Source organism: Lonsdalea quercina (assembly GCF_900107885.1).
Lineage (GTDB): Bacteria > Pseudomonadota > Gammaproteobacteria > Enterobacterales > Enterobacteriaceae > Lonsdalea > Lonsdalea quercina.
The window spans coordinates 504,481-529,428 of record NZ_FNQS01000001.1 but is presented as its reverse complement, the minus strand read 5'-3'; the positions used below and the strand labels follow the sequence as shown (position 1 = coordinate 529,428).

At 54.3% G+C, this 24,948-nt stretch carries 24 protein-coding genes; 19 read left to right on the top strand and 5 right to left on the bottom strand.

Features of this window, described 5'->3' with window-relative positions; genetic code table 11:
• Positions 1-60 precede the first annotated feature (60 nt).
• The gene (gene ppnN / locus BLU64_RS02360; RefSeq protein ID WP_026742935.1) at positions 61-1,425 is read right to left on the bottom strand and encodes a nucleotide 5'-monophosphate nucleosidase PpnN; all 1,365 of its coding nucleotides are present in this window, start codon (positions 1,423-1,425) and stop codon (positions 61-63) included.
• A 225-nt stretch (positions 1,426-1,650) separates the two neighbouring features.
• On the opposite strand from ppnN, the gene syd reads away from it, so the two are divergent.
• The 4 genes from syd to BLU64_RS02340 all read left to right on the top strand — a co-directional run bounded on the left by syd (position 1,651) and on the right by BLU64_RS02340 (position 4,453).
• Complete coding sequence (gene syd, locus BLU64_RS02355) at positions 1,651-2,205, top strand: SecY-interacting protein (protein ID WP_074727814.1); 555 nt, start codon at positions 1,651-1,653, stop codon at positions 2,203-2,205.
• 663 nt (positions 2,206-2,868) lie between these two features.
• Complete coding sequence (locus BLU64_RS02350; RefSeq protein ID WP_026742933.1) at positions 2,869-3,189, top strand: YqcC family protein; 321 nt, start codon at positions 2,869-2,871, stop codon at positions 3,187-3,189.
• Positions 3,190-3,193: 4 nt separating this feature from the next.
• On the top strand, positions 3,194-3,949 hold the full coding sequence (truC, locus tag BLU64_RS02345) for a tRNA pseudouridine(65) synthase TruC (RefSeq protein WP_026742932.1): 756 nt from the start codon (positions 3,194-3,196) through the stop codon (positions 3,947-3,949).
• Between the two features lie 45 nt (positions 3,950-3,994).
• Positions 3,995-4,453, top strand: coding sequence for a flavodoxin (locus tag BLU64_RS02340; RefSeq protein ID WP_026742931.1), 459 nt, complete (start codon positions 3,995-3,997; stop codon positions 4,451-4,453).
• Positions 4,454-4,550: 97 nt separating this feature from the next.
• On the opposite strand, the gene BLU64_RS02335 is transcribed toward BLU64_RS02340, so the two are convergent.
• The 4 genes from BLU64_RS02335 to map all read right to left on the bottom strand — a co-directional run bounded on the left by BLU64_RS02335 (position 4,551) and on the right by map (position 9,455).
• Positions 4,551-4,940, bottom strand: a complete 390-nt coding sequence (locus tag BLU64_RS02335) for a DUF3461 family protein (protein WP_026742930.1) — start codon at positions 4,938-4,940, stop codon at positions 4,551-4,553.
• Positions 4,941-5,061: 121 nt separating this feature from the next.
• Positions 5,062-5,886, bottom strand: a complete 825-nt coding sequence (dapD, locus tag BLU64_RS02330) for a 2,3,4,5-tetrahydropyridine-2,6-dicarboxylate N-succinyltransferase (RefSeq protein WP_026742929.1) — start codon at positions 5,884-5,886, stop codon at positions 5,062-5,064.
• Positions 5,887-5,925: 39 nt separating this feature from the next.
• Positions 5,926-8,619: a bifunctional uridylyltransferase/uridylyl-removing protein GlnD gene (gene glnD, locus BLU64_RS02325; protein ID WP_026742928.1), complete on the bottom strand. Its 2,694-nt coding sequence runs from the start codon at positions 8,617-8,619 to the stop codon at positions 5,926-5,928.
• Positions 8,620-8,660: 41 nt separating this feature from the next.
• Positions 8,661-9,455 carry a type I methionyl aminopeptidase gene (gene map / locus BLU64_RS02320; protein ID WP_026738758.1) on the bottom strand — a complete coding sequence of 265 codons (795 nt, stop codon included), beginning with the start codon at positions 9,453-9,455 and terminating at the stop codon, positions 8,661-8,663.
• A gap of 356 nt (positions 9,456-9,811) precedes the next feature.
• Here map and rpsB point away from each other — a divergent pair, with 356 nt between their 5' ends.
• The 15 genes from rpsB to rnhB all read left to right on the top strand — a co-directional run bounded on the left by rpsB (position 9,812) and on the right by rnhB (position 24,935).
• Positions 9,812-10,537, top strand: coding sequence for a 30S ribosomal protein S2 (rpsB, locus tag BLU64_RS02315; protein WP_026742927.1), 726 nt, complete (start codon positions 9,812-9,814; stop codon positions 10,535-10,537).
• Between the two features lie 112 nt (positions 10,538-10,649).
• Complete coding sequence (tsf, locus tag BLU64_RS02310; RefSeq protein WP_026738760.1) at positions 10,650-11,507, top strand: translation elongation factor Ts; 858 nt, start codon at positions 10,650-10,652, stop codon at positions 11,505-11,507.
• A gap of 144 nt (positions 11,508-11,651) precedes the next feature.
• Positions 11,652-12,383 carry a UMP kinase gene (gene pyrH, locus BLU64_RS02305; RefSeq protein WP_026738761.1) on the top strand — a complete coding sequence of 244 codons (732 nt, stop codon included), beginning with the start codon at positions 11,652-11,654 and terminating at the stop codon, positions 12,381-12,383.
• 135 nt (positions 12,384-12,518) lie between these two features.
• Entirely contained in the window at positions 12,519-13,076 is a 558-nt protein-coding gene (frr, locus tag BLU64_RS02300; RefSeq protein WP_026738762.1) for a ribosome recycling factor, read from the top strand.
• Between the two features lie 200 nt (positions 13,077-13,276).
• A complete protein-coding gene (gene ispC, locus BLU64_RS02295) occupies positions 13,277-14,470 on the top strand; it encodes a 1-deoxy-D-xylulose-5-phosphate reductoisomerase (RefSeq protein WP_074727812.1) in 1,194 nt (397 codons plus the stop codon).
• A 188-nt stretch (positions 14,471-14,658) separates the two neighbouring features.
• Positions 14,659-15,420, top strand: coding sequence for a (2E,6E)-farnesyl-diphosphate-specific ditrans,polycis-undecaprenyl-diphosphate synthase (gene ispU, locus BLU64_RS02290; protein WP_026742925.1), 762 nt, complete (start codon positions 14,659-14,661; stop codon positions 15,418-15,420).
• Positions 15,421-15,429: 9 nt separating this feature from the next.
• On the top strand, positions 15,430-16,287 hold the full coding sequence (cdsA, locus tag BLU64_RS02285) for a phosphatidate cytidylyltransferase (protein WP_074727811.1): 858 nt from the start codon (positions 15,430-15,432) through the stop codon (positions 16,285-16,287).
• A gap of 21 nt (positions 16,288-16,308) precedes the next feature.
• Positions 16,309-17,664 carry a sigma E protease regulator RseP gene (rseP, locus tag BLU64_RS02280; RefSeq protein WP_074727810.1) on the top strand — a complete coding sequence of 452 codons (1,356 nt, stop codon included), beginning with the start codon at positions 16,309-16,311 and terminating at the stop codon, positions 17,662-17,664.
• Between the two features lie 35 nt (positions 17,665-17,699).
• Complete coding sequence (bamA, locus tag BLU64_RS02275) at positions 17,700-20,126, top strand: outer membrane protein assembly factor BamA (RefSeq protein ID WP_074727809.1); 2,427 nt, start codon at positions 17,700-17,702, stop codon at positions 20,124-20,126.
• A gap of 142 nt (positions 20,127-20,268) precedes the next feature.
• Entirely contained in the window at positions 20,269-20,766 is a 498-nt protein-coding gene (skp, locus tag BLU64_RS02270; protein ID WP_026742921.1) for a molecular chaperone Skp, read from the top strand.
• Positions 20,767-20,770: 4 nt separating this feature from the next.
• Positions 20,771-21,793 (top strand): UDP-3-O-(3-hydroxymyristoyl)glucosamine N-acyltransferase, encoded by a 1,023-nt coding sequence (gene lpxD, locus BLU64_RS02265; RefSeq protein WP_074727807.1) that lies wholly within the window; start codon positions 20,771-20,773, stop codon positions 21,791-21,793.
• 149 nt (positions 21,794-21,942) lie between these two features.
• Positions 21,943-22,398, top strand: a complete 456-nt coding sequence (gene fabZ / locus BLU64_RS02260; protein ID WP_074727805.1) for a 3-hydroxyacyl-ACP dehydratase FabZ — start codon at positions 21,943-21,945, stop codon at positions 22,396-22,398.
• A gap of 4 nt (positions 22,399-22,402) precedes the next feature.
• Positions 22,403-23,191, top strand: coding sequence for an acyl-ACP--UDP-N-acetylglucosamine O-acyltransferase (gene lpxA / locus BLU64_RS02255; protein WP_026742918.1), 789 nt, complete (start codon positions 22,403-22,405; stop codon positions 23,189-23,191).
• A gap of 5 nt (positions 23,192-23,196) precedes the next feature.
• Entirely contained in the window at positions 23,197-24,342 is a 1,146-nt protein-coding gene (lpxB, locus tag BLU64_RS02250; RefSeq protein ID WP_036152984.1) for a lipid-A-disaccharide synthase, read from the top strand.
• Positions 24,339-24,935, top strand: coding sequence for a ribonuclease HII (gene rnhB, locus BLU64_RS02245; protein ID WP_074727803.1), 597 nt, complete (start codon positions 24,339-24,341; stop codon positions 24,933-24,935). Before lpxB ends, rnhB begins: the two co-directional genes overlap by 4 nt.
• Positions 24,936-24,948: the final 13 nt, after the last annotated feature.

Here is a 24,948-nt window from a genome sequence, read left to right as displayed (position 1 = left end):
GAATAAAGCGCTCTGCCGCCATCCGAAGGAGTCCTGGAAAGCGGCAGAGCGGACGTCTTGTCAGGTCAAAATTTCATAACAGGGGATGTAGGCGCTGCCCGGGAGCTTCATACGCTGTTGCGCGACAAAGCCCTGAAGCAGACGGTCCATGTTTTTCATGATTTCCGCATTGCCGTCGAGCTTATAGGGTCCAAATTGTTCGATGGCCAGAATACCGCCTTCTTTGACGTTGCCCGCCACGATGCCGGAGAACGCCTTGCGCAGCGCGGCGGCAAGTTGCTCGGTCGGCTGGTCGGGGTGCAGATGCAGATTCGCCATATTTTCATGTGTGGGTACGAAAGGTATCTGCAAGTCGGGAGCGATGCGCAGCGACCAGTTGAAGCTATAGGCGTCGCCGGTATGACGGCGATGCTCTTTTACCAGCGGCATCGACTTCTTCATCTCGCGTGCGACTTCAGCGGCATCATTGATGATGATGCTGTAGTAGCGGCGGGCCTGACGTCCCAGCGTACTGACGATGAATTCGTCAAGCACCCGGAAATAGTCCGCACTCTCTTCCGGACCCGTGAGGATGATCGGCAGCACCTGTTCGCTGTTGGCAGGATCCATCATGATCCCCAGCAGGTACAGGAACTCTTCTGCCGTGCCGACGCCGCCCGGGAAAATAATGATCCCATGGCCGATGCGGACAAAGGCTTCCAGCCGTTTTTCAATATCCGGCATGATGATCAGTTCGTTGACCAGCGGATTGGGTGGCTCGGCAGCGATGATTGAAGGCTCCGTCATGCCGATGAAACGGCCGTCTTTGTAGCGCTGTTGCGCATGGCCGACGGCTGCGCCCTTCATGGGCGCTTCCATCGCGCCGGGTCCGCAGCCGGTGCAGATATTTAGCTCGCGCAGCCCCAGCTGGCTGCCCACCCGGCGGGCGTACAGATACTCTTTTTCGTTGATGGAGTGACCGCCCCAGCAAACGACCATGTTCGGCTCTTCGCCCACGTGCAGCGCGCGCGCATTGCGCAGAATGGAAAAGACGATGTTGGTGATATGCGTCGAATTCTCCAGGTCAAGGTTTTGAAATTGACCTGTTTGCGTGATTTGACCGTTGACGAACAGAATGTCGCGCAGGACGGCGAACAGGTTAGCCTGCAACGAACGGATCAGCTGGCCATCCACAAATGCATCTTCAGGCGGGTTAACCAATTCAAGCTTCACGCCGCGTTCACGCCGCAGCACGTTGATGTCGAAACTCTCGAAACGGGAGAGTAATTCTTTACTGTTGTCCGTCTGGCTGCCGGAGTTCAATACGGCCAGCGAACAGTTACGAAATAAGCGGTAAAGGTCGCTGCTGGCGCTACTTTTGAGCCTGTCTACTTCCAACTGCGACAGCAAATCCATAGACCCGAGCGGGCTGATATGTGTAATCAATTTTGCTCCTTGATACGTAGGGTATGACGTCGGTTCTTTGATCGGACTTTTTGACTCGCTTCTTCACCTTAACGTGCGCTAATCATTTTGCCAATCTTCGACAGCGCCGTGACGTCCACACTGCGGGGCGTTGCGCATTTTGGCCGTGATGTTATCGACGATCGGCCGCACTCTCAGGTTACAATGCGAGGTAGTGTAACCCGACCGGTAGAGTAAAGAAGAATGATGGATCAACAGGTGCTGCAAGCGTTAACCGATTTTACCCAGCGCTATGTGAGTCGTTGGCAGGAGCATGCGGGGCATCCGCCCGCCTCTGAAGCGCTGTATGGCATTCCCTCGCCCTGTATCGTCGCTACGCACGACGGACAGGTGCAGTGGTTGCCACAGTCAGGCGGGGCTCACCAACGTCTGGATGGCGTCGAACGCGCGCTGGATATCCAACTACATCCCGATGCGCATGCGTTCTATACCAGTCAGTATGCCGGAGATATGGAAGCCCACTTCGACGAAATTCATTGCACAGTGTTACAGGCATGGAGCGATGAGGATCTTATCCGTATGCAGGAAAACCTGATCGGTCATCTGGTGACGCAGAAGCGGCGAAAGCTGCCACCGACGCTGTTTTTGGCGACGACGGCGTCGGAAATGACGTTGATTTCGCTGTGCAACGTGAGCGGGGAAGTCATCCTGGAAGAGTTTGGAACGCAGAAAAGGCGTGTACTTGCCGCGACATTATCGGAGTTTTTATATAAGCTTCAGCCATTGATTCAATATTACTGAAGCGTGTTTCGCTTTTCAGTGTGTGAGAAATATCTCACAATGGCTGTAGGTTATCGCTTATATTTTATATTAATATAGTGTGAAAATAACGATTAACCATTATTTTTCAATAAGTTAAATTTCATGGCATTGAAAATGGCCGGGTGGAAGGTATGTTGCCCTGAATTAGGGGCTTGCCGATTCGCTTTAATTAATACATCTTATTATTCGCCAGGCAACATGGTAACAGGACGATGTAATATCGTTGTTTAATGATTACGCGTCCGCTCCAGCCGAAATGCTTCAGGATGAAATGTTTTCAGGATGAAAGCACGGACACCTCCATGATGGAGAATGGGAGCCGGCTTGGACATGCTGGTGGGGCAGGAGCCTAAAGGGAACGAGATCAGGAAGATCGTGAGGGAACGGCAGTCAAGGAAGAAAGAGGGATCGCCAGCGAGGGAATTGCGGGTCGGGATGACCACCAAGGAAAAGTTTTCAAGGATGAGCAGGGAAGCAACCGTGTAGCGGGATTGCTATAAAACGAATCGGGGGTACTGAGCAATCAGTACCCCCATTTTTTGTTCCGGCGACATCTCGACGTGAAGGTATTTCGCAGGATGCCACCGCGCGGCATCGATGTTATCCTTTGCCGCCCTACTGTTAGCCTGTTTGAGATTCTGTATGAGTGAAGAAATTCAGCTTCGGCAAGCCCTGTTGGCTGTTGAGCATGCCCTGAGAGAAAGTGAATTGTGGCAGAGCAAGCCGCCGGAGGCAGAGGCCTTCTCAAGCGCCGAGCCTTTCTGCGTGGATACGATGGAAGCCCAACAGTGGCTGCAGTGGGTTCTGTTGCCGCGTATGCATGCGCTACTGGATAGTGGTGCGCCATTGCCTGAGCGTTTTGCAATTCATCCCTACTTCGAAATGGCTTTTGAAGGACGCGAAGAGGAACTACGGCTTCTGCTTAACGCGCTGCGCGAGCTGGATGGTTTCTTTGGAAAATAAACCGATGTTAGACATTCTCTATCAGGATGAGTATCTGGTGGCGGTCAATAAGCCGCCCGGCTGGTTGGTACACCGCAGTTGGCTCGACCGCAAAGAGAAAGTGGTGGTCATGCAGACGGTGCGCGACCAGATTGGCCAGCATGTCTACACCGTGCATCGTCTTGACCGGCCGACTTCCGGCGTTCTGCTGCTGGCGTTATCCAGCGAGGTCGCTCGTCAACTGTCCACGTTGTTTGAACAGCATGACCTGAAGAAAACCTATCATGCCGTGGTACGCGGACACGTTTTTGATTCTGATACCATTGACTATGCTTTAACGGAAGAGCTGGACAAGATTGCGGACAAATTCGCCAATCCCGATAAGGGGCCACAGCCTGCGGTCAGCCATTATCGCGCGTTAGCGCAGGCGGAGATGCCGGTCGCCATCGGCCGTTATCCCACGTCTCGCTACACATTGATGGAACTGCAGCCGGAAAATGGGCGTAAGCATCAGCTACGACGGCACATGAGTCACATTCATCACCCCATCATTGGCGACAGCACGCATGGCGATCTCAAGCAGAATCGCGGTATGGCTTCTCATTTTGGCTGTCAGCGGATGATGCTGCATGCCAGCTGTTTGTCGCTCGCTCACCCTGTAACAGGTGAGACGCTGGAGATTAAAGCGCGCTGGGATGAAACCTGGCAGAGCGTGATGTCGCAGTTCGGTTGGGAGGGTATTCTCCCTGATTTTGAAAGGGTTGAGTTTCCCGCGACCTGAGGTCAGGATAGCGGGGTTAATCTGTCTGATTGAGGGAATTGCGTCATGGCGCAGATCGGTATTTTTGTTGGCACTGTTTACGGTAACGCGTTGTTGGTCGCTGAAGAAGCGGAAAATATTCTCAGAGAGCGCGGGCATGAAGTGAAGATTTTCGAGGGCGGCTCGTTGGAAGACTGGCTGACCTATCGTGAGCAGCAAGTGCTGGTGGTGACTTCCACGACAGGGCAGGGTGAACTGCCTGAGTCTATCGTCTCTTTGTACACCGCGCTAAGCGACACCTGTGGGCCTTTACCCCTGATGGGCTACGGCCTGATTGCGCTGGGCGACAGCAGCTATGACGTCTACTGCGGCGGCGGTCGTCAATTCGATGCCTTGCTGCAAGAGCTGGGGGCGGAGCGAATCGGCGAAAGGCTGGAGATCGATGCGACAGAGCAGCCGGAACCGGAAGTGGTGTCCTGTGCATGGGTTGAAACGTGGGCCGACCTGGTGGAAAGCCGCGCCTAATCTTGACCTTTAGAGAAGTGGCGCAACATCAGCGCAAAAAAACGGGGCTTCGGCCCCGTTTTGCTGCATAGCGCAAGGAAATGAGTGGATAGACGCTTTACCGGTTTTTGGTCAGCTTTTCCAAATCGGACTCAATCTCGCTAATTTTGTTGGTGACGACGCTTTCCAGATGGCGTAAGTCGGCCAGAATTTTGCGTTTCAGGTCGACTTCGATCTGTTCGCGCTGACAGATCTGATCTAGCTCATCGACGACATAGCGGAGATTGGGACTGATTTCGTTAATTTCCCGGAAGCCCTGACCCGCATTATCCGCCGCAATGGTTTTGCGTTGACGGGGATATTTGAATTTCACGCTTTTGGCGAAAAACTCGCCTTTATCCTTGCGGAAATAGATTTTCAGAATGTCATTGCTGGCTTCTTGTCGCAGGCTATAACGGTCGATATCTTCCGGGTTGCTGATCCCGAGGCTCTTCAGATTGTCATACATAGCATCACCTCTTCCAGTTCTAAGCCATGCTACATTTTGTGCAATGCAGCGGGTCCATATTTGCTGTGCTCCGACTGGTCATAAAAATGGCGGGTCATTTCACCCGCCAAATGTAGATAGATCAGTCGATGGTGCGCAGCAGCTCGTTGATGCCCACTTTACCGCGGGTTTTCGCATCAACTTTCTTGACGATGACGGCACAGTACAGGCTGTGGCTGCCATCTTTGGAAGGCATGTTGCCGGAAACGACGACGGAGCCTGCCGGTACGCGACCGAAGTGGACTTCGCCGGTTTCGCGGTCATAAATGCGGGTGCTTTGGCTGATGAACACGCCCATTGAAATGACGGAACCTTCTTCAACGATCACGCCTTCAACCACTTCGGAACGTGCGCCGATGAAGCAGTTGTCTTCAATGATGGTCGGGTTGGCCTGCAGCGGTTCCAGAACGCCGCCGATGCCGACGCCGCCGGACAGGTGGACGTTTTTACCGATCTGCGCGCAGGAACCCACGGTGACCCAGGTATCGACCATCGTGCCTTCATCGACATAAGCGCCGATGTTGACGTAGGAAGGCATCAGGACGGTATTCCGCGCGATAAAGGCGCCCTGACGTACGCTGGCAGGCGGCGCGACACGGAAGCCCTCACGCTGGAAGCGTGCTTCGTCGTAGTCGGCGAATTTCATCGGCACTTTATCGTAGTAACGCGTTTCGTTGCCATCGATGATGCGGTTTTCATTGATACGGAAGGAAAGCAGTACGGCTTTCTTCAGCCACTGATGAGTGACCCACTGACCGTCGATTTTCTCTGCGACGCGCAGCGCACCGCTGTCCAGCAGGTTGATGGCCTGATTGACCGCTTCACGCGTGACGGTGTCTGCATTTGCCGGCGTAATTTCTGCGCGGCGTTCGAAGGCTGTTTCGATGACGTTTTGTAATTGCTGCATCCTGACTCTCTATCTCGTGATTACCAAGGTAATAATTAATTAACACAAGCCTACTTTATCGTTTGGGTTAAGGGCCTCTGTCAACCGTTGTTGCAATTTAAGCTGCAATTCAGGGCTTAACGCCCGCCGATCGTTGTCCGCCAGAATAAATAAATCCTCTACGCGTTCGCCGATGGTGGAAATACGAGCGCCGTGCAGCGATATGCGAAGTTCGGCGAAGACCTCGCCGACCTGAGCCAACAGGCCGGGTTGATCAAGGGCGACCAACTCCATGTAACTGCGGCGATCGGTATGCGTCGTCGGCAGAAAGCTGACTTCGGTCTCGACGCTGAAATGGCGAAGCTTGGACGATGTGCGGCGAATGCGGGGAGTGTGGTAATCCTTCAGCGTTAGCGCCTGCTCAATCGCAAGACGAATCATGCCGTGACGATCCTGCGCTACCGGGGAGCCATCCGGCTCCAGCACGATAAAGGTATCCATCGCCATGCCGTCACGGCTGGTAAAAATCTGAGCGTCATGAACGTTCAGATTACGGCGATCCAGCTCGCCTGCGACGGTGGCGAACAGATAGGGGCGATCGGGACTCCAGATAAAGATTTCCGTGCCGCCGCGTGTGGTGTCATCGCCGATGAGCACCAGCGGTTTGCTGGGATCGTGACTCACCAGGTGGAGGGCATGCCAGGCCAGCTGATTGGGCGTGTGACGCAGGAAATAGTCGGCGCGGCAGCGGCTCCAAATATCATTCAGCGCAGTTTCGTCGATGTTGTCCATACGCAACAGCGCCAGCGCCTGCTGTCGATGATGCCGTACCCGTTTCCGAAGATCGGGCGAGTGTTGCATGCCGCGTCGCAGCTGTTTCTCGGTAGCGAAGTACAACTCGTGCAACAGACTTTGTTTCCAGCTATTCCACAGCGTTTCGTTAGTGGCGCAGATATCGGCGACGGTCAAATTAATCAGGTAGCGCAACCGAGTTTCGCTCTGCACCTCCTCGGCGAACTGCTGAATGACCGCCGGATCCTGAATATCGCGGCGCTGGGCGGTGACCGACATCATCAGATGACACCGTACTAGCCAGGAAACCAGCTGTGCTTCGCGCAGGTTCAAGCCGTGCAAGGCGGCGAACTCCAGCGCATCTTTCGCGCCCAGCTCCGAGTGGTCGCCGCCGCGGCCCTTGGCGATGTCGTGGAACAGCGCGGCCAGCAACAGCAGCTCGGGCTGCGGCAGACGGGGGTAAAGTTTGACGCACAACGGATGTTCTTCCAGCGTGGATTCATCGGCAAAGCTTTCCAGCTTGAGCAAGACGCGAATCGTATGTTCGTCCACCGTATAAGCGTGGAACAGATCGAACTGCATCTGGCCGACGATATTGCTCCACTGCGGCATGTATGCCCATAGCACGCTATGCCGGTGCATTGGCAACAGCGCCTGACTGACCGCGCGCGGATGGCGCAGAATGTTCATGAACAGGCTGCGGGCTTCCGGGATGGTGCATAACGGGCTGGCGAGGTGACGACGGGCGTAGCGCAGTCGACGCAGGGTGGTGGAGTAGATACCGCTGATCTCCGGGTGGCGCACCATGGCATAGAACATGCGCATGATGGCTTCAGGCTTGCGGTCGAACAGAGTTTCGTCCTGCAGATCGATCAGTGTGCCGCGTAGCTGGAATTCTTCATCCAGCATGCGTGGTTTTTCATGCGGATCGAGCGCCAGAATGGCCTCATCGAACAGCTGGAGCAGCATCTGATTAAGCTCGTAAACCCGTCGCGTGACGCGAAAGAAGTCTTTCATCATACGTTCGACGGGCGCGTTTCCCTCCCCCTGATATTGCAGCAGTTGCGCCACGTTAAGCTGGCGGTCAAACAGCAATCGGTTATCGTAGCGGCTCAGCAGCGAATGCAGGGCGAAACGGATGCGCCACAGCATGCTTTGGCATTCGTTAAGTTCGTTCCGCTCGGCCTCCGTCAGGAACCCGAAGCCGACCATTTCATTCAGGGACGTTGCGCCGAAGTGGCGCCGCGCCACCCAAAGTAGTGTGTGAATATCGCGTAGGCCGCCGGGGCTGCTTTTGATATCCGGTTCGAGATTGTAGCTGGTGCCGTGATAGCGCTGATGACGTTCGCGCTGTTCAGCGACCTTGGCGGCGAAGAATGCAGCCGATGGCCAGAAGTCGTCGCTGAATATGTGCTTCTGCAACGAAAGAAACAGGGCGACGTCGCCGCAGATCATGCGGGATTCGATTAGGTTGGTCGCGACGGAAATATCTGCCCGACCCTCCTCCAGGCATTCATCCAGCGTTCGTACGCTGTGCCCCACCTCCAGACGGAGATCCCAAAGCAGGGTGATCAACTGGCTGACGGCCTGTGACTGTGCATCGTCAAATCCGTCACGGCTCAGAACGAGCAGGTCGATATCGGAAAGCGGATGCAGTTCTCCGCGTCCGTAGCCGCCGACGGCGACCAAGGCCGTCTGCTCTGCGCTGTCCAATTGGTAGAAATGCCACAGCCGTTGCAGCAGGCGGTCGATGAACTGTGTACGGGCGTCGATCAAGGTTTCCGCGCTGACGCCCGACTTAAACTCATCCGTCAGCCATATCTGGAACTGTTCAAGATGCTGCTTTAGCGTCTGGCGTTCCAGTATGTCGTCGCTGAAGGTCAACGGAGATTGGGGGGCGGGGCGGACCGTCGTCGGCGTCCCGGGGGAGATATGCGGCAGGTCCTGATCGATTTCGTTCATGTACGGCGCCCATAAAAAAGCCGGCGATTGCCGGCAGCGGTTTATTCCTGATGCGTGATGATTTTTGGGATGGTGTCATCCTTACGCAACGTCATTATTTCGCATCCGTCCTCGGTCACCACAATAGTATGCTCGTATTGCGCCGACAAGCTGCGATCTTTGGTTTTCACCGTCCAACCGTCTTTCATGGTGCGAATGCGGAAATCGCCGGCATTAACCATGGGTTCAATGGTGAACGCCATGCCGGGCTTCAGTACGACGCCGCCATCGTCTGCATCATAATGCAGAACCTGCGGTTCCTCGTGGAAGCCAGTGCCGATACCGTGTCCACAATACTCGCGCACCACGGAGAAATCCTGTGCCTCAACAAACTGCTGAATAGCTTTGCCGATCGAACGCAGACGAATACCGGGTTTTACCATTTTGATTCCCAGATACAGGCTGTCTTGCGTGACGCGGCACAGACGCTCGCCCAGAATCGTGGGTTTGCCAACGATGAACATTTTGGAGGTATCGCCGTGGAAACCATCCTTGATAACAGTCACATCGATATTGACGATGTCGCCGTCTTTGAGATGTTTCTCATCGGAAGGAATGCCGTGGCAGATGACTTCATTGATGGAAATGCACACTGACTTGGGGAAGCCGTGGTAACCCAGACAGGCTGAAATCGCATGCTGCTTGTTGGTGATGTGATCGTGACAAATGCGATCTAGTTCACCCGTAGTGACTCCCGGTACGACGTGAGGCTCGATGATTTCAAGCACTTCAGCCGCCAGTCGTCCAGCTACGCGCATTTTTTCAATATCTTCCGGAGTTTTAATAGAAATAGCCATTGAGTGTGTCCGCAGGTGTAAATGTTCCTAACGAAAATAGGGTCAGCAAAGAGTGACTTATGGTATCAGCCCTGCAAAGGACTGCCAAATCATCATTGGCGCGGGGGCGCGAAAGCGCAAGTAAAGTTGGTGTCGATGGGGAGTTTATGGTATAAAGCGCGCCGGTGATCCGGCTGGGTTGCGATCGAGCTTTGAACGCTAAACTTTGATCTCGCCATCGGGTGACTAAATACTCACTATGTGTAAATAACACACACGTGTCGGCACATTTGCCGGGGTGCTCTGCAGCATGCTGCGGGGTCGGCATAATGGGACACGTGGAGGCATAACCCCATACTTAATTTATAGAGGTAATCATGGCAACTGTTTCCATGCGCGACATGCTCAAGGCTGGCGTACACTTTGGTCACCAGACCCGTTACTGGAACCCGAAAATGAAGCCGTTCATCTTCGGTGCTCGTAACAAAGTTCACATCATCAACCTTGAAAAAACCGTACCGATGTTCAACGACGCACTGGCTGAGCTGAGCAAAATCTCTTCTCGCAAAGGTAAAATCCTGTTCGTTGGTACCAAACGCGCAGCAAGCGAAGCGATAAAAGAAGCTGCTACCAACTGCGATCAGTTCTTCGTGAACCATCGCTGGCTGGGCGGCATGCTGACCAACTGGAAAACCGTTCGTCAGTCCATCAAACGTTTGAAAGATCTGGAAACGCAGTCTCAGGACGGCACTTTCGATAAGCTGACCAAGAAAGAAGCCCTGGTTCGTACTCGTGAACTGGACAAGCTGGAAAACAGCCTGGGCGGTATCAAAGACATGGGCGGTCTGCCTGACGCGCTGTTCGTGATCGACGCCGATCATGAACACATTGCGATCAAAGAAGCTAACAACCTGGGGATCCCGGTATTCTCTATCGTTGATACCAACTCCGATCCCGATGGCGTTGACTACATTATCCCTGGTAACGATGACGCCATCCGCGCCGTTAGCCTGTACCTGAATGCCGTTGCCGCAGCAGTGCGCGAAGGCCGTTCTCAGGACCTGGTTGAGCAGGCTGAAGAGAGCTTCGTCGAAGCTGAATAATAAGGCTGGCTCTATCGAGCCCTTATTAACCAGGTATTGATATATGTTGGTTAGGGGGCCTGTAAAGGCCCCCTTTTACTTATCTCCCCCATGAGATAACGAGGAAAAGATAATGGCTGAAATTACCGCTGCCCTGGTAAAAGAACTGCGCGAACGTACTGGCGCAGGCATGATGGAATGTAAAAAAGCGCTGGTTGAAGCGAATGGCGACATTGAGCTGGCCATCGACAACATGCGTAAATCCGGCCAGGCTAAAGCTGCCAAGAAAGCGGGTCGTGTTGCTGCTGAAGGCATCATCCTGACCAAGATTTCTGCAGACGGCAAATACGGCGTCATCGCTGAACTGAACTGTGAAACTGACTTTGTTGCCAAAGATGCCGGTTTCAAAGCGTTCGGTGAAGAAGTCGCTACCGCTGCTCTGAACGATCGCATTACCGACGTCGAAGCGCTGAAAGCCAAATTTGAAGATCAGCGTACTGCGCTGGTGGCTAAAATCGGCGAAAACATCAACATCCGTCGTATCTCCGTACTGTCCGGCGACGCGCTGGGTTCTTACCTGCACGGCGCGCGCATCGGCGTTATGGTTGCCGCGACGGGCGCAGACGAAGAGCTGATCAAGCATATCGCCATGCACATCGCCGCCAGCAAGCCTGAATACGTGAAGGCTGAAGATGTTCCGGCTGACGTTGTTGCCCGCGAGCACCAGATCCAGCTGGATATCGCCATGCAGTCCGGCAAACCGCGTGAAATCGCAGAAAAAATGGTCGAAGGCCGTATGCGTAAATTCACCGGCGAAATCTCTCTGTCCGGCCAGCACTTCGTGATGGACCCGAGCAAAACCGTCGGCCAGCTGCTGAAAGAGCACAATGCAGACGTCACCAGCTTCATTCGTTATGAAGTCGGTGAAGGTATCGAGAAAGCTGAAGTTGACTTTGCTGCTGAAGTTGCAGCAATGAGCAAGCAGTCTTAAGAAAAAAGAGGAGCCGCCGGTTGGCGGTTCCTTTTTATCCAGCCAAAAGAGTTCATGACATCGGGTAACTCGCTATTCTGCGAAACCGGGTGTAAGCAGTGTAACCATCCCCAATACGACGACAGCCTGTTAGGACAAAACACCATGGCAACCAACGCAAAACCCGTATATCAACGTATCCTGCTCAAACTGAGCGGCGAAGCCCTGCAAGGCGCGGACGGTTTCGGTATTGATGCTAGCATTCTGGATCGCATGGCTCAGGAAGTGAAAGAACTGGTGGAGCTGGGCATTCAGGTCGGTGTGGTTATCGGCGGCGGCAACCTGTTCCGCGGCGCTGGGCTTGCCAAGGCGGGAATGAACCGTGTTGTGGGCGACCATATGGGGATGCTGGCGACGGTAATGAACGGTCTGGCGATGCGTGATGCCTTGCACCGCGCATACGTCAATGCCCGACTGATGTCGGCGATCCCGCTGAACGGCGTGTGCGATAACTACAGTTGGGCGGAGGCTATCAGCCTGCTGCGCAACAACCGCGTCGTGATTTTCTCGGCCGGCACCGGCAACCCTTTCTTCACCACAGACTCCGCAGCATGTTTGCGCGGCATTGAGATCGAAGCCGACGTGGTCTTGAAGGCGACTAAAGTCGATGGCGTTTACTCAGCCGATCCGGTAAAAGATCCGAATGCGACCTTGTACGAAACGCTGGACTACCAGGATGTGCTGGAACGTGAGCTGAAGGTCATGGATCTGGCCGCATTTACGCTGGCGCGAGACCACAACCTGCCGATTCGCGTGTTCAATATGAACAAGCCCGGCGCGCTGCGTCGTGTGGTGATGGGTGAAAAAGAAGGCACGCTGATCAGTAATAACGGCTAACGTCAAAGTAGGGTAATATCCTGCTTCGGCGATACAAGATAGCGCTATCGCTGCCCGCTACGGCAGGCATCAATTATTCACTGGATCATGTTAAGGCGTGATCTGACAGGCAACCAGTTTTCAAGGGTTCACAACGTGATTAATGAAATCAGAAAAGATGCTGATACGCGCATGGAAAAATGCGTAGAGGTTTTCAAAAACCAAATCAGCAAAGTCCGTACCGGACGGGCTTCTCCCAGCCTGCTGGACGGTATTCATGTGGAATATTACGGTAGCGCAACGCCGCTGCGTCAGGTCGCCAACGTGGTTGCGGAAGATGCCCGTACGCTGGCGGTGACGGTCTTCGACCGCTCCCTGAGCGCGGCTGTGGAAAAAGCAATCATGGCGTCCGATCTCGGTCTGAACCCGATGTCCGCGGGTACGGTCATTCGTGTACCGCTGCCTGCGCTGACCGAAGAACGCCGTAAAGATCTGATCAAAGTGGTCCGCGGCGAAGCCGAGCAGGGGCGAGTCTCCGTCCGTAACGTGCGCCGTGACGCGAACGACAAGCTGAAGGCGCAACTGAAAGACAAAACCATCAGCGAAGACGAAGAACGCCGTGCTCAGGACGATATTCAAAAGCTGACCGACAGCTTTATCAAGAAAATCGATGCCGCGCTGGCTGACAAAGAAAAAGAGCTGATGGATTTCTAAATCCATCAGTCAGGACAGCGCCGCCAGTAGGTGAAGGTTTATCCTTCCCTCTCGCGGCGCTTTATTTTTTACACTTCCTTGATTCAGGTTTGGCGGTATTCATACCGGTTCAACCGGCATTGCCGACAGCAATGGAAGAGTCGAACTCCCGCCTGCTGCCACATCTGACAATCAACCGCTGTACGTATTAGAGCATTCCTATGAAGAAGCTGACAATTTTGGGTTCAACGGGTTCGATCGGCGTGAGTACGCTGGCTGTGGTCAGGGCGAATCCGAACGACTTTTCGGTCAAAGCGCTGGTCGCCGGGCGGAATGTGCCGCGAATGGTGGAACAATGTCTGGAATTTCGCCCTGAATTTGCTGCGATGGCGGATGAAGACAGCGCAGGCGAATTGCGTCGGCAGTTGAAAGAACAGGGCTGTAAAACTGAGGTGCTATGCGGAGAGCAGGGTGCCTGCGAGCTGGCCAAGCTGGACGGCGTCGACCAGGTTATGGCGGCCATTGTAGGCGCGGCTGGACTGTTGCCGACGTTGGCGGCAATTCGCGCAGGTAAGCAGGTACTATTGGCGAATAAAGAATCGCTTGTCACTTGCGGTCACCTGTTTATGCGTGAAGTTGCGGCTAACCGAGCCCAACTACTGCCTATCGACAGCGAACATAATGCTATTTTTCAGAGTTTACCTGAGCAAATTCAGCATCAGCTGGGGTACGCTGGCCTTATGGATTACGGCGTTGAACAGATTGTCCTTACCGGTTCAGGTGGGCCTTTCCGTGATACCGCGCTGGCGGACCTGAGGGCGATGACGCCCGATCAGGCTTGCGCCCATCCCAATTGGTCGATGGGGCGTAAGATTTCCGTGGATTCTGCGACCATGATGAACAAAGGTCTGGAATACATCGAAGCCCGCTGGTTGTTCAACGCTTCGGATGAACAGATGGAAGTGGTGATTCACCCTCAGTCGGTCATTCATTCCATGGTGCGTTATCGGGACGGCAGCGTACTGGCACAGCTGGGATCTCCGGATATGCGTACGCCGATTGCGCACGCGATGGCCTATCCGGTTCGCGTCGCCTCAGGGGTGCCAAAGCTGGATTTTTGCCAACTGGGCGCGTTGACCTTTTCGGCTCCGGATTATCAGCGTTATCCTTGTCTCACGCTGGCGATAGAAGCCTGTAATCACGGACAGGCGGCGACAACGGCGTTGAATGCCGCCAATGAGGTTGCCGTCGAGGCTTTTTTGCAGTCGGCTATCCATTTCACGGATATCGCGCAGGTCAACCGGGAGGTGCTGGAGCAACTGGTACTGCCCGAACCCGACAGTGTGGATGATGTGCTGGCAATCGACCGCTGGGCAAGGGGACAGGCACGACGGCAACTGCAGCACTACCGCTGATTGGGCGGGGTGTCCGTTTGTGGCGGGTGTTTCGAAATGGTATAGTCTGCGCCGCTAGGTGTAGGCTGTTTACGCGATAAGCCAATGGTAACGACAAGCTGTGCACGTTCACGGCTTTTTTTGCGCTGCCAGGTCCGATGACTGAAAGAACCTATCGATATTCTTGCTTGAGGAAATCAGTACACGCTATGCCCTCCAAAAATCAACAAGGCAGCCAAAGCCAGCAGTTATGCAGTCCACGTCATGTGGCCATCATCATGGATGGTAACGGACGTTGGGCAAAGCAGCGGGGTAAACTACGCGTTTTCGGCCATCAGGCGGGAGTCAAATCCGTTCGCCGGGCAGTCAGTTTCGCCGCCCGTCATCAGTTGAACGCCTTAACGCTTTATGCGTTCAGTAGTGAAAACTGGAGTCGTCCAGCGCAAGAGGTGTCGGCGTTAATGCAGCTGTTCATGCGAGCGCTGGACAGCGAAGTGAAAAGCTTGCACAAACACAATGTTCGGCTGCGCATTATTGGCGACACGAGTCGCTTTAGTTCACGTTTGCAGGAGCGAATCCGTCTTTCGGAAGAGCTGACTGCGAATAATAGCGGTCTTACCCTGAATATTGCTGCGAATTATGGCGGCCGTTGGGATATCATTCAGGGAGTCCGACAAATCGCCGAGCAGGTACAGGAAGGTGCGCTGCGTCCCGATACCATCGATGAAGCCACCCTGTGCCGGTACACCTGTCTTAACGAGCAGGCGCCGGTTGATTTAGTAATAAGAACGGGCGGAGAACATCGCATCAGCAACTTTTTATTGTGGCAAATAGCCTATGCTGAGTTGTATTTCACCGATGTCCTCTGGCCCGATTTTGATGAAGAAGTCTTTGAAGGTGCGCTGAATGCTTTTGCTCAACGAGAGCGTCGCTTCGGAGGAACCACGCCTAACGATGTCGTTGCATCCTAGGGGGACCTTTTGCTGAAGTATCGCTTGATTACTGCTTTAATTCTTATTCCTGCTGTTATTGCCGCGCTCTTTTTCCTGCCGCTGCTGGGATTCTCTTTGGTAACGCTGGCCGTTTGCATGCTGGCTGCCTGGGAGTGGGGACAGCTGGCTGGGTTTGTTTCATACAGTCAACGTATCTGGCTGGCGTTGCTCTTTGGGTTGTTGCTGGCTGTCATGATGTTGACGATACCGGCTTACCAACGCTCGGTGCACGTGGTGCAGGTCTCAGCGTCGCTGTGGTCTTCTGTCGTCTGGTGGTGCGTGGCGTTGGTGATGGTGCTGTCCTATCCCGCATCGGCTCTCGCCTGGCGGCATTCGCGCATACTGCGGCTGGTTGCCGGTATATTGACCATCATCCCGTTCTTTTGGGGCATGGTGACGCTGCGTCAGATGGGCTACGAAGCCAACTCATTTACCGGCGCCTGGTGGTTGCTGTACGTCATGTTGTTGGTATGGGGCGCCGACAGCGGCGCTTACGCTTTCGGTAAGGCCTTCGGCCGACATAAGCTGGCGCCGAAAATCTCCCCTGGGAAAACCTGGGAAGGTCTGATCGGCGGGCTGGCAAGCTCTGCGTTGATTTCCGTAGTTTTTAATCATTTTGTGCCGCTGACAAATTCGGGTCATATCCTGCTGATTTGCTCGATTGTCGCCGTGCTGGCTTCCATATTGGGCGATCTGACTGAAAGCATGTTCAAACGCGAAGCGGGCGTTAAAGACAGTAGTCATCTCATTCCCGGTCACGGCGGGGTGATGGATCGCATTGATAGCCTTACGGCGGCGGTGCCTGTGTTTTCCTGCCTGATGCTATTACTGTTCAAAGTCGTTTAGGGATATCGGTAGAGCCTGTTTATGATGAATATTCTCTGGAGTCTGGCCGCATTCATCGTCGCCCTAGGCGTGCTGATAACGGTTCATGAATTCGGCCACTTCTGGGTCGCCCGTCGCTGCGGCGTCCGGGTGGAGCGTTTTTCTATCGGCTTCGGAAAGGCGCTATGGCGACGTCGCGATCGTCTTGGCACAGAATATGTCATTGCACTCGTCCCACTGGGCGGATATGTGAAAATGCTCGACGGCCGCGTGGCGGATGTTCCGCCAGAGTTGGCCGAACAGGCATTTGATCGTAAGACCGTCTGGCAGCGCGCGGCCATTGTCAGCGCGGGTCCTATCGCCAACTTCATCTTTGCCGTTTTCGCCTATTGGCTGGTCTTCATTTTGGGTGTTCCGGGCGTGCGTCCGGTGGTTGGTGAAGTTTTACCCAATTCGATTGCCGCGCAGGCGCAAATTTCGCCTGGGATGGAACTAAAGTCAATCGACGGTATCGAAACGCCTGATTGGGACAGTGTTCGTCTTGCTTTTATCGGCAAGATCGGCGATGCCGAGATGACGATAGGCACGGCCCCGCTGGGGTCTTCCCTTATCGAACAAAAAAAACTGGATCTGCACAGCTGGAGTTTTGAACCAGACAAGCAGGATCCCGCGGTTTCTTTGGGCATAGTGCCCCGCGGGCCGCAGGTTGAAGCGGTGTTGGCCGGAATTCAGCCCCATTCAGCTGCTGAAAAAGCGGGTTTGCAAGCTGGGGACAGGATCGTTAAAGTCGATGGTCAGCTGTTGTCGCGCTGGCAACAGTTCGTCATTGCCGTCCGCGAACATCCCGGTGAGCGCGTCGAGTTGTCGGTCGAGCGGGAAGGGGAAACGTTAACCCTCACTCTGACCCCTGACAGCAAAACGGTAGGAAAAGATAAGATTGAAGGGTTTGCCGGCGTTATCCCACGTGTTACGCCGCTGCCTGAAGAGTACAAGACTGTTCGTCAGTACGGGCCGTTCAGCGCCGTTTACGAAGCCACCGACAAAACGTGGCAGTTGATGAAGTTGACGGTCGGCATGATAGGGAAACTGATTGCTGGCGACGTTAAGCTGAATAACCTGAGTGGGCCGATATCCATCGCTCAGGGAGCAGGAATGTCAGCTGATTATGGATTGATTTATTACCTGATGTTTTTGGCACTGATAAGCGTCAATCTGGGGATCATCAATCTGTTCCCGCTGCCGGTATTAGATGGTGGTCACCTGCTCTTTCTGGCGATAGAAAAGCTGAAGGGTGGGCCGGTTTCCGAGCGTGTGCAGGACTTTAGTTATCGCATTGGCACAGTGTTGCTGATGATGTTAATGGGACTCGCACTTTTCAATGATTTCTCCCGCCTTTAAGGTGTGGATTAAGTTAGGAAAAACGCATAACAACGATGGCGATTAAAAAGTTGCTCTTAGCGTCGCTACTGTTCAGTAGCGCCACCGTATACGGTGCAGACGGATTCGTAGTGAAAGACATTCATTTCGAGGGCCTGCAACGGGTTGCCGTCGGTGCGGCATTGCTCAGCATGCCAGTCCGTGTTGGAGATAACGTTAGCGATGAAGACATCGGGAATATTATCCGTGCTTTATTTGCGACCGGAAACTTCGAAGATGTTCGAGTACTGCGTGATGGCAATACGCTACTCGTTCAGGTGAAAGAACGTCCCACCATCGCCAGCATCACTTTCTCCGGCAACAAGTCGGTGAAAGAGGACATGCTGAAAGAGAACCTGGAAGCTTCCGGTGTTCGCGTGGGGGAAGCGCTTGACCGCACGATGATTTCCAACATCGAAAAGGGATTGGAAGACTTTTACTACAGCGTCGGTAAATACAGTGCGACGGTGAAAGCCGTGGTCACGCCGCTGCCGCGTAATCGTGTCGATCTCAAGCTGGTCTTTACCGAAGGCGTTTCCGCCAAAATCCAACAGATCAACATCGTTGGCAACAAAGCGTTCAGCAGCGATGAGCTGATTTCACGCTTCCAGTTGCGCGACGAGGTGCCGTGGTGGAACCTCGTCGGCGACCGCAAATATCAGAAGCAGAAACTGTCTGGCGATCTTGAAACGTTGCGCAGCTTCTACCTTGATCGCGGCTATGCTCGCTTTAATATCGATTCCACTCAGGTGAGTCTGACGCCGGATAAAAAAGGCATCTATATCACCATCAACTTGACGGAAGGCGATCAGTACAAACTTTCGGGCGTCGATGTCCGCGGCAATCTGGCCGGGCACTCCGCTGAAATCGAAGGGTTAACCAAAATCCAGCCGGGCGAGCTGTACAACGGCACGAAAGTGACCCGGATGGAAGAAAGCATTAAGAAACTGCTGGGCCGCTATGGTTACGCCTATCCGCGCGTCATCACGCAGCCGGAAATCAATGACGCCGACAAGACGGTGCGCCTGAATATCAGCGTGGACGCGGGTAACCGCTTCTCCGTTCGTCGCATTCGTTTTGAAGGCAACGATACCTCCAAAGACTCCGTGCTGCGTCGTGAGATGCGTCAGATGGAAGGTGGATGGCTCGGCAATGATCTGGTCGACCAGGGTAAAGAGCGTCTGAATCGTCTCGGTTACTTTGAAAGCGTCGATACGGAAACGCAGCGCGTTCCCGGAACGCCGGATCAGGTCGATGTGGTCTACAAGGTGAAAGAACGTAACACCGGTAGCCTTAACTTCGGTATCGGCTTTGGTACTGAGAGCGGCGTGAGCTTCCAGGCCGGGGTCCAGCAGGACAACTGGCTGGGTACGGGGAATTCTGTCGGGATCACCGGCACGAAAAACGACTACCAGACCTATATAGAACTGTCGATGACTGACCCCTACTTCACGGTAGACGGCGTGAGCCTGGGCGGTCGTCTTTTCTATAACGACTTCAAGGCGTACGACGCCGATCTGTCTGATTATACCAACCGCAGCTACGGCGCGGGTACGACCCTGGGCTTCCCGATCAACGAGAACAACTCGTTGCGTTTGGGTCTCGACTACGTGCACAACGACCTGTCCGATATGGAACCGCAGGTCGCAATGTGGCGCTACCTTAATAAATCCGGCGTTGAACCGAATGTCGTCTCCGGCAGTTCCGACAGCGCGGACTTCTCGGCCGACGATTTCTTCCTGACGCAGGGCTGGACGTATAACAACTTGGATCGGGGTTATTTCCCGACGTCGGGTAGCCGCGTAACGCTGAACGGTAAGGTGACAATCCCAGGGTCTGACAACGAGTATTATAAAGTCACTCTGGACTCGACCAGCTATCTGCCGCTGAGCGAGAATCGTGACTGGGTGCTGATGGGCCGCTCTCGTCTGGGTTATGGCGATGGACTGGGCGGTAAGGAGATGCCGTTCTACGACAACTTCTACGCCGGTGGTTCAAGCTCGGTTCGTGGTTTCCAGTCGAACACCATCGGCCCGAAAGCCGCTTACTACAAATGTAACGGTACGGAGTCGTCCTATGCCGGTTGTCCGATCGACAAAGATAATCTTGACGATGCGGTGGGCGGTAACGCGGTCATGGTGCTGAGCGCCGAACTAATTGTGCCTACGCCATTTATCAGCGAAAAATATGCGAACTCCGTGCGTACGTCCTTGTTTGTCGATGGTGGTACGGTGTGGGATACCCATTGGGAAAACACCCCGGCGACGCTTGCTGCGGGTGTACCGGATTACAGCAAGCCGGGTAATTTCCGTATATCGAGTGGTATTGCGCTGCAGTGGATGTCTCCGCTGGGGCCGTTGGTCTTCTCCTATGCCCAGCCGATCAAGAAATACGACGGGGATAAATCGGAGCAGTTCCAGTTCAATATAGGCAAGACTTGGTAATCTGAGGCCGGCAGAACGTATGCAGGCAAGCCGCACGGCAGGCAGAGTTGAGGACGCCGGCCTTTATGGAGCGTTACAGCGCTGCCTGTTGTGCATATACGAGTGTGTTAAGACACAAATAGGTTAGCGTGAGGAGTTTATAGTGAAAAAGTGGTTGTGTGCCGCAGGTCTTGGCCTGGCATTAGCTGCATCAGCGGGCGTTCAGGCTGCTGATAAAATTGCAGTGGTAAACGTATCCAGCATCTTCCAGCAATTGCCGCAACGCGAAACCGTCGCCAAGCAGCTGGACAGTGAGTTCCGTGGCCGTGCGTCAGAACTTCAAAATATGGAACGTGGTCTGCAGCAGAAAATGCAGAAACTGCAGCGCGATGGCTCTACGATGAAAGCCAGCGAACGCAGCAAGATGGAAAAAGACGTCATGGCACAGCGCGAACAGTTCTCTACTAAAGCGCAGGCATTTGATCAGGACAACCGTCGTCGCCAGATGGAAGAACGTAACAAAATCCTGAGCCGTATTCAGGATGCTGTGAAAAGTGTTGCCAGCAAACAGGGTTACGATATCGTCATCGATGCTAACGCTGTCGCTTATGCGGACAACGCGAAAGACATTACTGCCGACGTGCTGAAACAGGTTAAATAATTCGATGTTTTCAATTCGACTGGATGCTTTAGCACAACAGTTGGATGCACAGTTGCACGGTGATGGCGATATCGTCATCACCGCTGTCGCATCAATGCATTCTGCTCAGTCAGGTCAGATCACGTTCTTGTCTGACAGCCGCTATCGGGATCGCCTTGCAACCACTCAGGCTTCCGCCGTCGTGGTGACCGAAGCTGATTTACCTTTCTGTCATACCGCCGCCTTGGTGGTGAAAAACCCTTATCTAACCTATGCGCGTATGGCGCAGGTGATGGATACGACGCCGGCGCCGGCCGAAGATATCTCACCTGCGGCGACGATTGCGTCGGACGCACGCGTGGGTAAAGGCGTCTCAATCGGCCCGAATGCGGTGATTGAGTCTGGCGTTGAGCTGGGCGACGGCGCCGTAATCGGCGCTAACTGTTTCATCGGCAAGAATGCGCGCATCGGCGCGGGCAGCCGTCTGTGGGCCAATGTCACGATTTATCACAATGTCGTTCTGGGCGAACAGTGCTTAATTCAGTCAGGGGCGGTCATCGGCTCGGACGGTTTCGGTTATGCCAACGATCGCGGCAACTGGGTGAAGATCCCTCAGTTAGGTACGGTCATTATTGGCGATCGCGTCGAGATTGGCGCCAATACGACGATCGATCGTGGCGCGTTGGATGACACGATCATCGGTAACGGCGTCATCATCGATAACCAATGCCAGATTGCACACAACGTGGTGATTGGCGACAATACCGCAGTTGCCGGAGGCGTTATCATGGCGGGAAGTCTGAAAATCGGACGTTACTGCATGATTGGCGGCGCCAGTGTGATAAATGGCCATATGGAAATTTGTGACAAAGTTACGGTGACGGGAATGGGGATGGTTATGCGTCCTATCACCGAGCCTGGTGTATACTCCTCGGGCATACCACTGCAGCCGAATAAAGCATGGCGTAAAACGGCGGCTTTGGTCATGAATATTGATGACATGAGCAAGCGATTGAAGGCCTTAGAGCGAAAACTCGATAAAAGTTAAGTCCGTTGGCTTCAGTTCTACTGGGCTTTGCTGCAGGGACGGGCAAAGCTGTTTTGCTTTGTTATTGGCAGACTGTGTGAGGCTCCCTCTATTGGGGAGCCGCGGTCTGCATTGTTGATGACGTTTTTTATTAAGACAGGAAGAGTATTTTGAATACTGACACCCATACTCTGCACATTGAAGAGATTCTGGAACTGTTGCCGCACCGCTATCCGTTTTTGCTGGTAGACCGCGTACTGCATTTCGAGGAAGGTAAATTTTTACGTGCAGTGAAAAACATTTCCTTTAATGAACCTTTTTTCCAGGGGCATTTCCCAGGTAAACCGATTTTCCCCGGCGTGCTGATTTTGGAAGCCATGGCTCAGGCTACGGGTATTCTGGCGTTTAAAAGCGTCGGTAAACTGGAACCCGGCGAGCTGTACTATTTTGCCGCGATCGACAACGCGCGTTTCAAACGTCCTGTTGAGCCGGGCGATCAGATGGTATTGGAAGTGGAGTTCATCAAAGAACGCCGTGGCGTCGCTCGTTTCAAAGGCGTTGCGAAAGTGGATGGTGAAATCGCTTGTGAAGCAGAGATGATGTGCGCTCGTCGTCGGGAGGCCTGATAACGTGATTGATCAAACCGCCTTTATTCATCCCAGTTCGATTGTTGAAGACGGAGCCGTCATCGGTGCCGGCGTACACATCGGCCCCTTCTGCTGGATCGGTTCTCAGGTAGAGATCGGTGCGGGAACGGTGCTGAAATCGCACGTCGTGGTTAACGGAGTCACCCGTATCGGAGACGATAACGAGATCTATCAATTCGTTTCCATCGGTGAAGTTAATCAGGATCTGAAATACGCAGGCGAGCCGACCCGCGTTGAGATAGGCGATCGCAACCGCATCCGCGAAAGCGTGACCATCCACCGCGGCACAGCGCAGGACGAGGGGTTGACTAAAGTCGGCAGCGATAACCTGCTGATGATCAATACGCACATTGCCCATGACTGCGTCGTGGGAAATCACTGCATCCTGGCGAATAACGCGACGCTGGGCGGCCATGTTTCCGTTGATGATTACGCTATCATCGGCGGTATGACCGCCGTACATCAGTTCTGCGTCATTGGCGCGCACGTCATGGTGGGCGGTTGCTCCGGCGTGGCTCAGGATGTACCGCCGTACTTGATTGCTCAGGGGAATCACGCCACGCCGTTCGGTATCAATATTGAAGGGTTGAAGCGCCGTGGTTTTGATAAGGCGACGTTGCACGCAATACGCAATACCTACAAGCTTATCTACCGTAGCGGTAAGACGCTGGATGAGGTCAAGCCGGAAATCGAAGCGCTGGCCGCGGACCATCCTGCGGTTCAGGCTTATCTGGACTTCTTCACCCGCTCTACGCGCGGCATTATTCGCTGACGCTTATGACCCGTCCCCTGACTATTGCCCTTGTCGCCGGAGAAACCTCCGGCGATATTCTTGGCGCCGGTTTAATTCGCGCCATCAAAAACCAAGTCCCGGATGCGCGCTTTGTCGGCGTGGCTGGTCCGCGCATGCAAGCCGAAGGTTGTGAACCCTGGTACGAAATGGAAGAGCTGGCGGTGATGGGCATCGTGGAGGTGCTGGAGCGCCTGCCGCGCCTGCTGAAAATCCGACGGGATCTGACCCAACGTTTCACCGAGTTGCAGCCTGATGTCTTCGTGGGCATCGACGCGCCGGACTTCAACATCACGCTTGAAGGGCGGTTAAAGCAGCGCGGGATCACAACCATTCATTACGTCAGCCCTTCCGTATGGGCCTGGCGCCAAAAACGCGTTTTCAAAATTGGTCGAGCTACCGATTTGGTGTTGGCCTTTTTGCCTTTTGAAAAGGCGTTTTACGATCGTTTCAACGTTCCCTGCCGCTTCATTGGGCATACCATGGCCGACTCGATGCCGCTGCATCCTGACAAGCTGGCCGCCCGGGCGACGCTGGGGATCGCTCCCGATGTTCGCTGCCTGGCGATACTGCCGGGGAGCCGCGGCGCAGAAGTCGACATGCTGAGCAAAGATTTCCTTCTGACGGCCAGACTCTTGCGCGAATCCTGCCCCGATCTGGAGATTGTCGTACCGCTGGTCAACGCCAGGCGACGGCAGCAGTTCGAAGAGATCAAAAATGAGGTCGCGCCGGATTTGAATGTCCGTCTGCTGGATGGGTTAGCGCGCGAAGCGATGATTGCCAGCGATGCGGCGCTATTGGCCTCGGGGACGGCGGCGCTGGAGTGCATGCTGGCGAAATGTCCGATGGTGGTGGGTTATCGGATGAAGCCGTTCACCTTCTGGCTGGCCAGCAAGCTGGTCAAAACGCCGTGGGTTTCACTGCCCAATTTGCTGGCCGGGCGTGAACTGGTGAAAGAGCTGCTGCAAACCGAATGCACCCCGGATAAGCTGGCAGAGGCTTTGCTGCCTTGGTTACAGGACAGCGTTCAGGTCCACGAATTACAAGAAACCTTTTTACATCTGCATCAGCAGATACGCTGTGATGCCGATGAGCAGGCGGCTCAGGCGGTACTGGAGTTGGCAAAACCATGAATGATGTTTTCGTTTATCCGCAGGCAACCTGCATTGCCGGCGTGGATGAAGTCGGAAGAGGCCCGCTGGTGGGCGCCGTCGTGACCGCCGCCGTCATTCTCGATCCGGCTCGACCAATCGTCGGTCTGGCCGACTCCAAAAAGCTCAGCGCGAAACGGCGCGAGGCGCTGTATCATGAAATCAAAGAAAAAGCGCTGGCGTGGAGCCTGGGCCGGGCAGAGCCGGACGAAATCGACAGCCTGAATATCCTGCACGCTACCATGCTGGCGATGCAGCGCGCCGTGGCCGGTCTGTCATTGACGCCCGACTATGTGCTGATCGATGGCAATCGCTGTCCAGCCTTGCCAATGCCGTCACAAGCGGTCGTCAAAGGCGATAGCCGGGTGCCGGAGATCAGCGCCGCGTCCATCCTGGCGAAGGTGACGCGAGACCGAGAGATGGAAGCGCTGGATTTACTGTTCCCGCATTACGGTTTTGCGAAGCACAAAGGTTATCCCACGCCTTACCATCTGGAAAAACTGGCGATGCATGGTGCAACTCATCATCATCGCCGCAGTTTTGCTCCAGTGAAGCGGGCGCTGGGGCTGGCGTAGCGTCAGCACAAAT

Coding starts and splice junctions, on each gene's coding strand:
- syd (WP_074727814.1), top strand. CDS start 1,651: ATGGATCAACAGGTGCTGCAAGCGTTAACCGATTTTACCCAGCGCTAT.
- BLU64_RS02350 (WP_026742933.1), top strand. CDS start 2,869: ATGAGTGAAGAAATTCAGCTTCGGCAAGCCCTGTTGGCTGTTGAGCAT.
- truC (WP_026742932.1), top strand. CDS start 3,194: ATGTTAGACATTCTCTATCAGGATGAGTATCTGGTGGCGGTCAATAAG.
- BLU64_RS02340 (WP_026742931.1), top strand. CDS start 3,995: ATGGCGCAGATCGGTATTTTTGTTGGCACTGTTTACGGTAACGCGTTG.
- BLU64_RS02335 (WP_026742930.1), bottom strand. CDS start 4,940: ATGTATGACAATCTGAAGAGCCTCGGGATCAGCAACCCGGAAGATATC.
- dapD (WP_026742929.1), bottom strand. CDS start 5,886: ATGCAGCAATTACAAAACGTCATCGAAACAGCCTTCGAACGCCGCGCA.
- glnD (WP_026742928.1), bottom strand. CDS start 8,619: ATGAACGAAATCGATCAGGACCTGCCGCATATCTCCCCCGGGACGCCG.
- map (WP_026738758.1), bottom strand. CDS start 9,455: ATGGCTATTTCTATTAAAACTCCGGAAGATATTGAAAAAATGCGCGTA.
- rpsB (WP_026742927.1), top strand. CDS start 9,812: ATGGCAACTGTTTCCATGCGCGACATGCTCAAGGCTGGCGTACACTTT.
- tsf (WP_026738760.1), top strand. CDS start 10,650: ATGGCTGAAATTACCGCTGCCCTGGTAAAAGAACTGCGCGAACGTACT.
- pyrH (WP_026738761.1), top strand. CDS start 11,652: ATGGCAACCAACGCAAAACCCGTATATCAACGTATCCTGCTCAAACTG.
- ispC (WP_074727812.1), top strand. CDS start 13,277: ATGAAGAAGCTGACAATTTTGGGTTCAACGGGTTCGATCGGCGTGAGT.
- ispU (WP_026742925.1), top strand. CDS start 14,659: ATGCCCTCCAAAAATCAACAAGGCAGCCAAAGCCAGCAGTTATGCAGT.
- rseP (WP_074727810.1), top strand. CDS start 16,309: ATGATGAATATTCTCTGGAGTCTGGCCGCATTCATCGTCGCCCTAGGC.
- bamA (WP_074727809.1), top strand. CDS start 17,700: ATGGCGATTAAAAAGTTGCTCTTAGCGTCGCTACTGTTCAGTAGCGCC.
- lpxD (WP_074727807.1), top strand. CDS start 20,771: ATGTTTTCAATTCGACTGGATGCTTTAGCACAACAGTTGGATGCACAG.
- lpxB (WP_036152984.1), top strand. CDS start 23,197: ATGACCCGTCCCCTGACTATTGCCCTTGTCGCCGGAGAAACCTCCGGC.
- rnhB (WP_074727803.1), top strand. CDS start 24,339: ATGAATGATGTTTTCGTTTATCCGCAGGCAACCTGCATTGCCGGCGTG.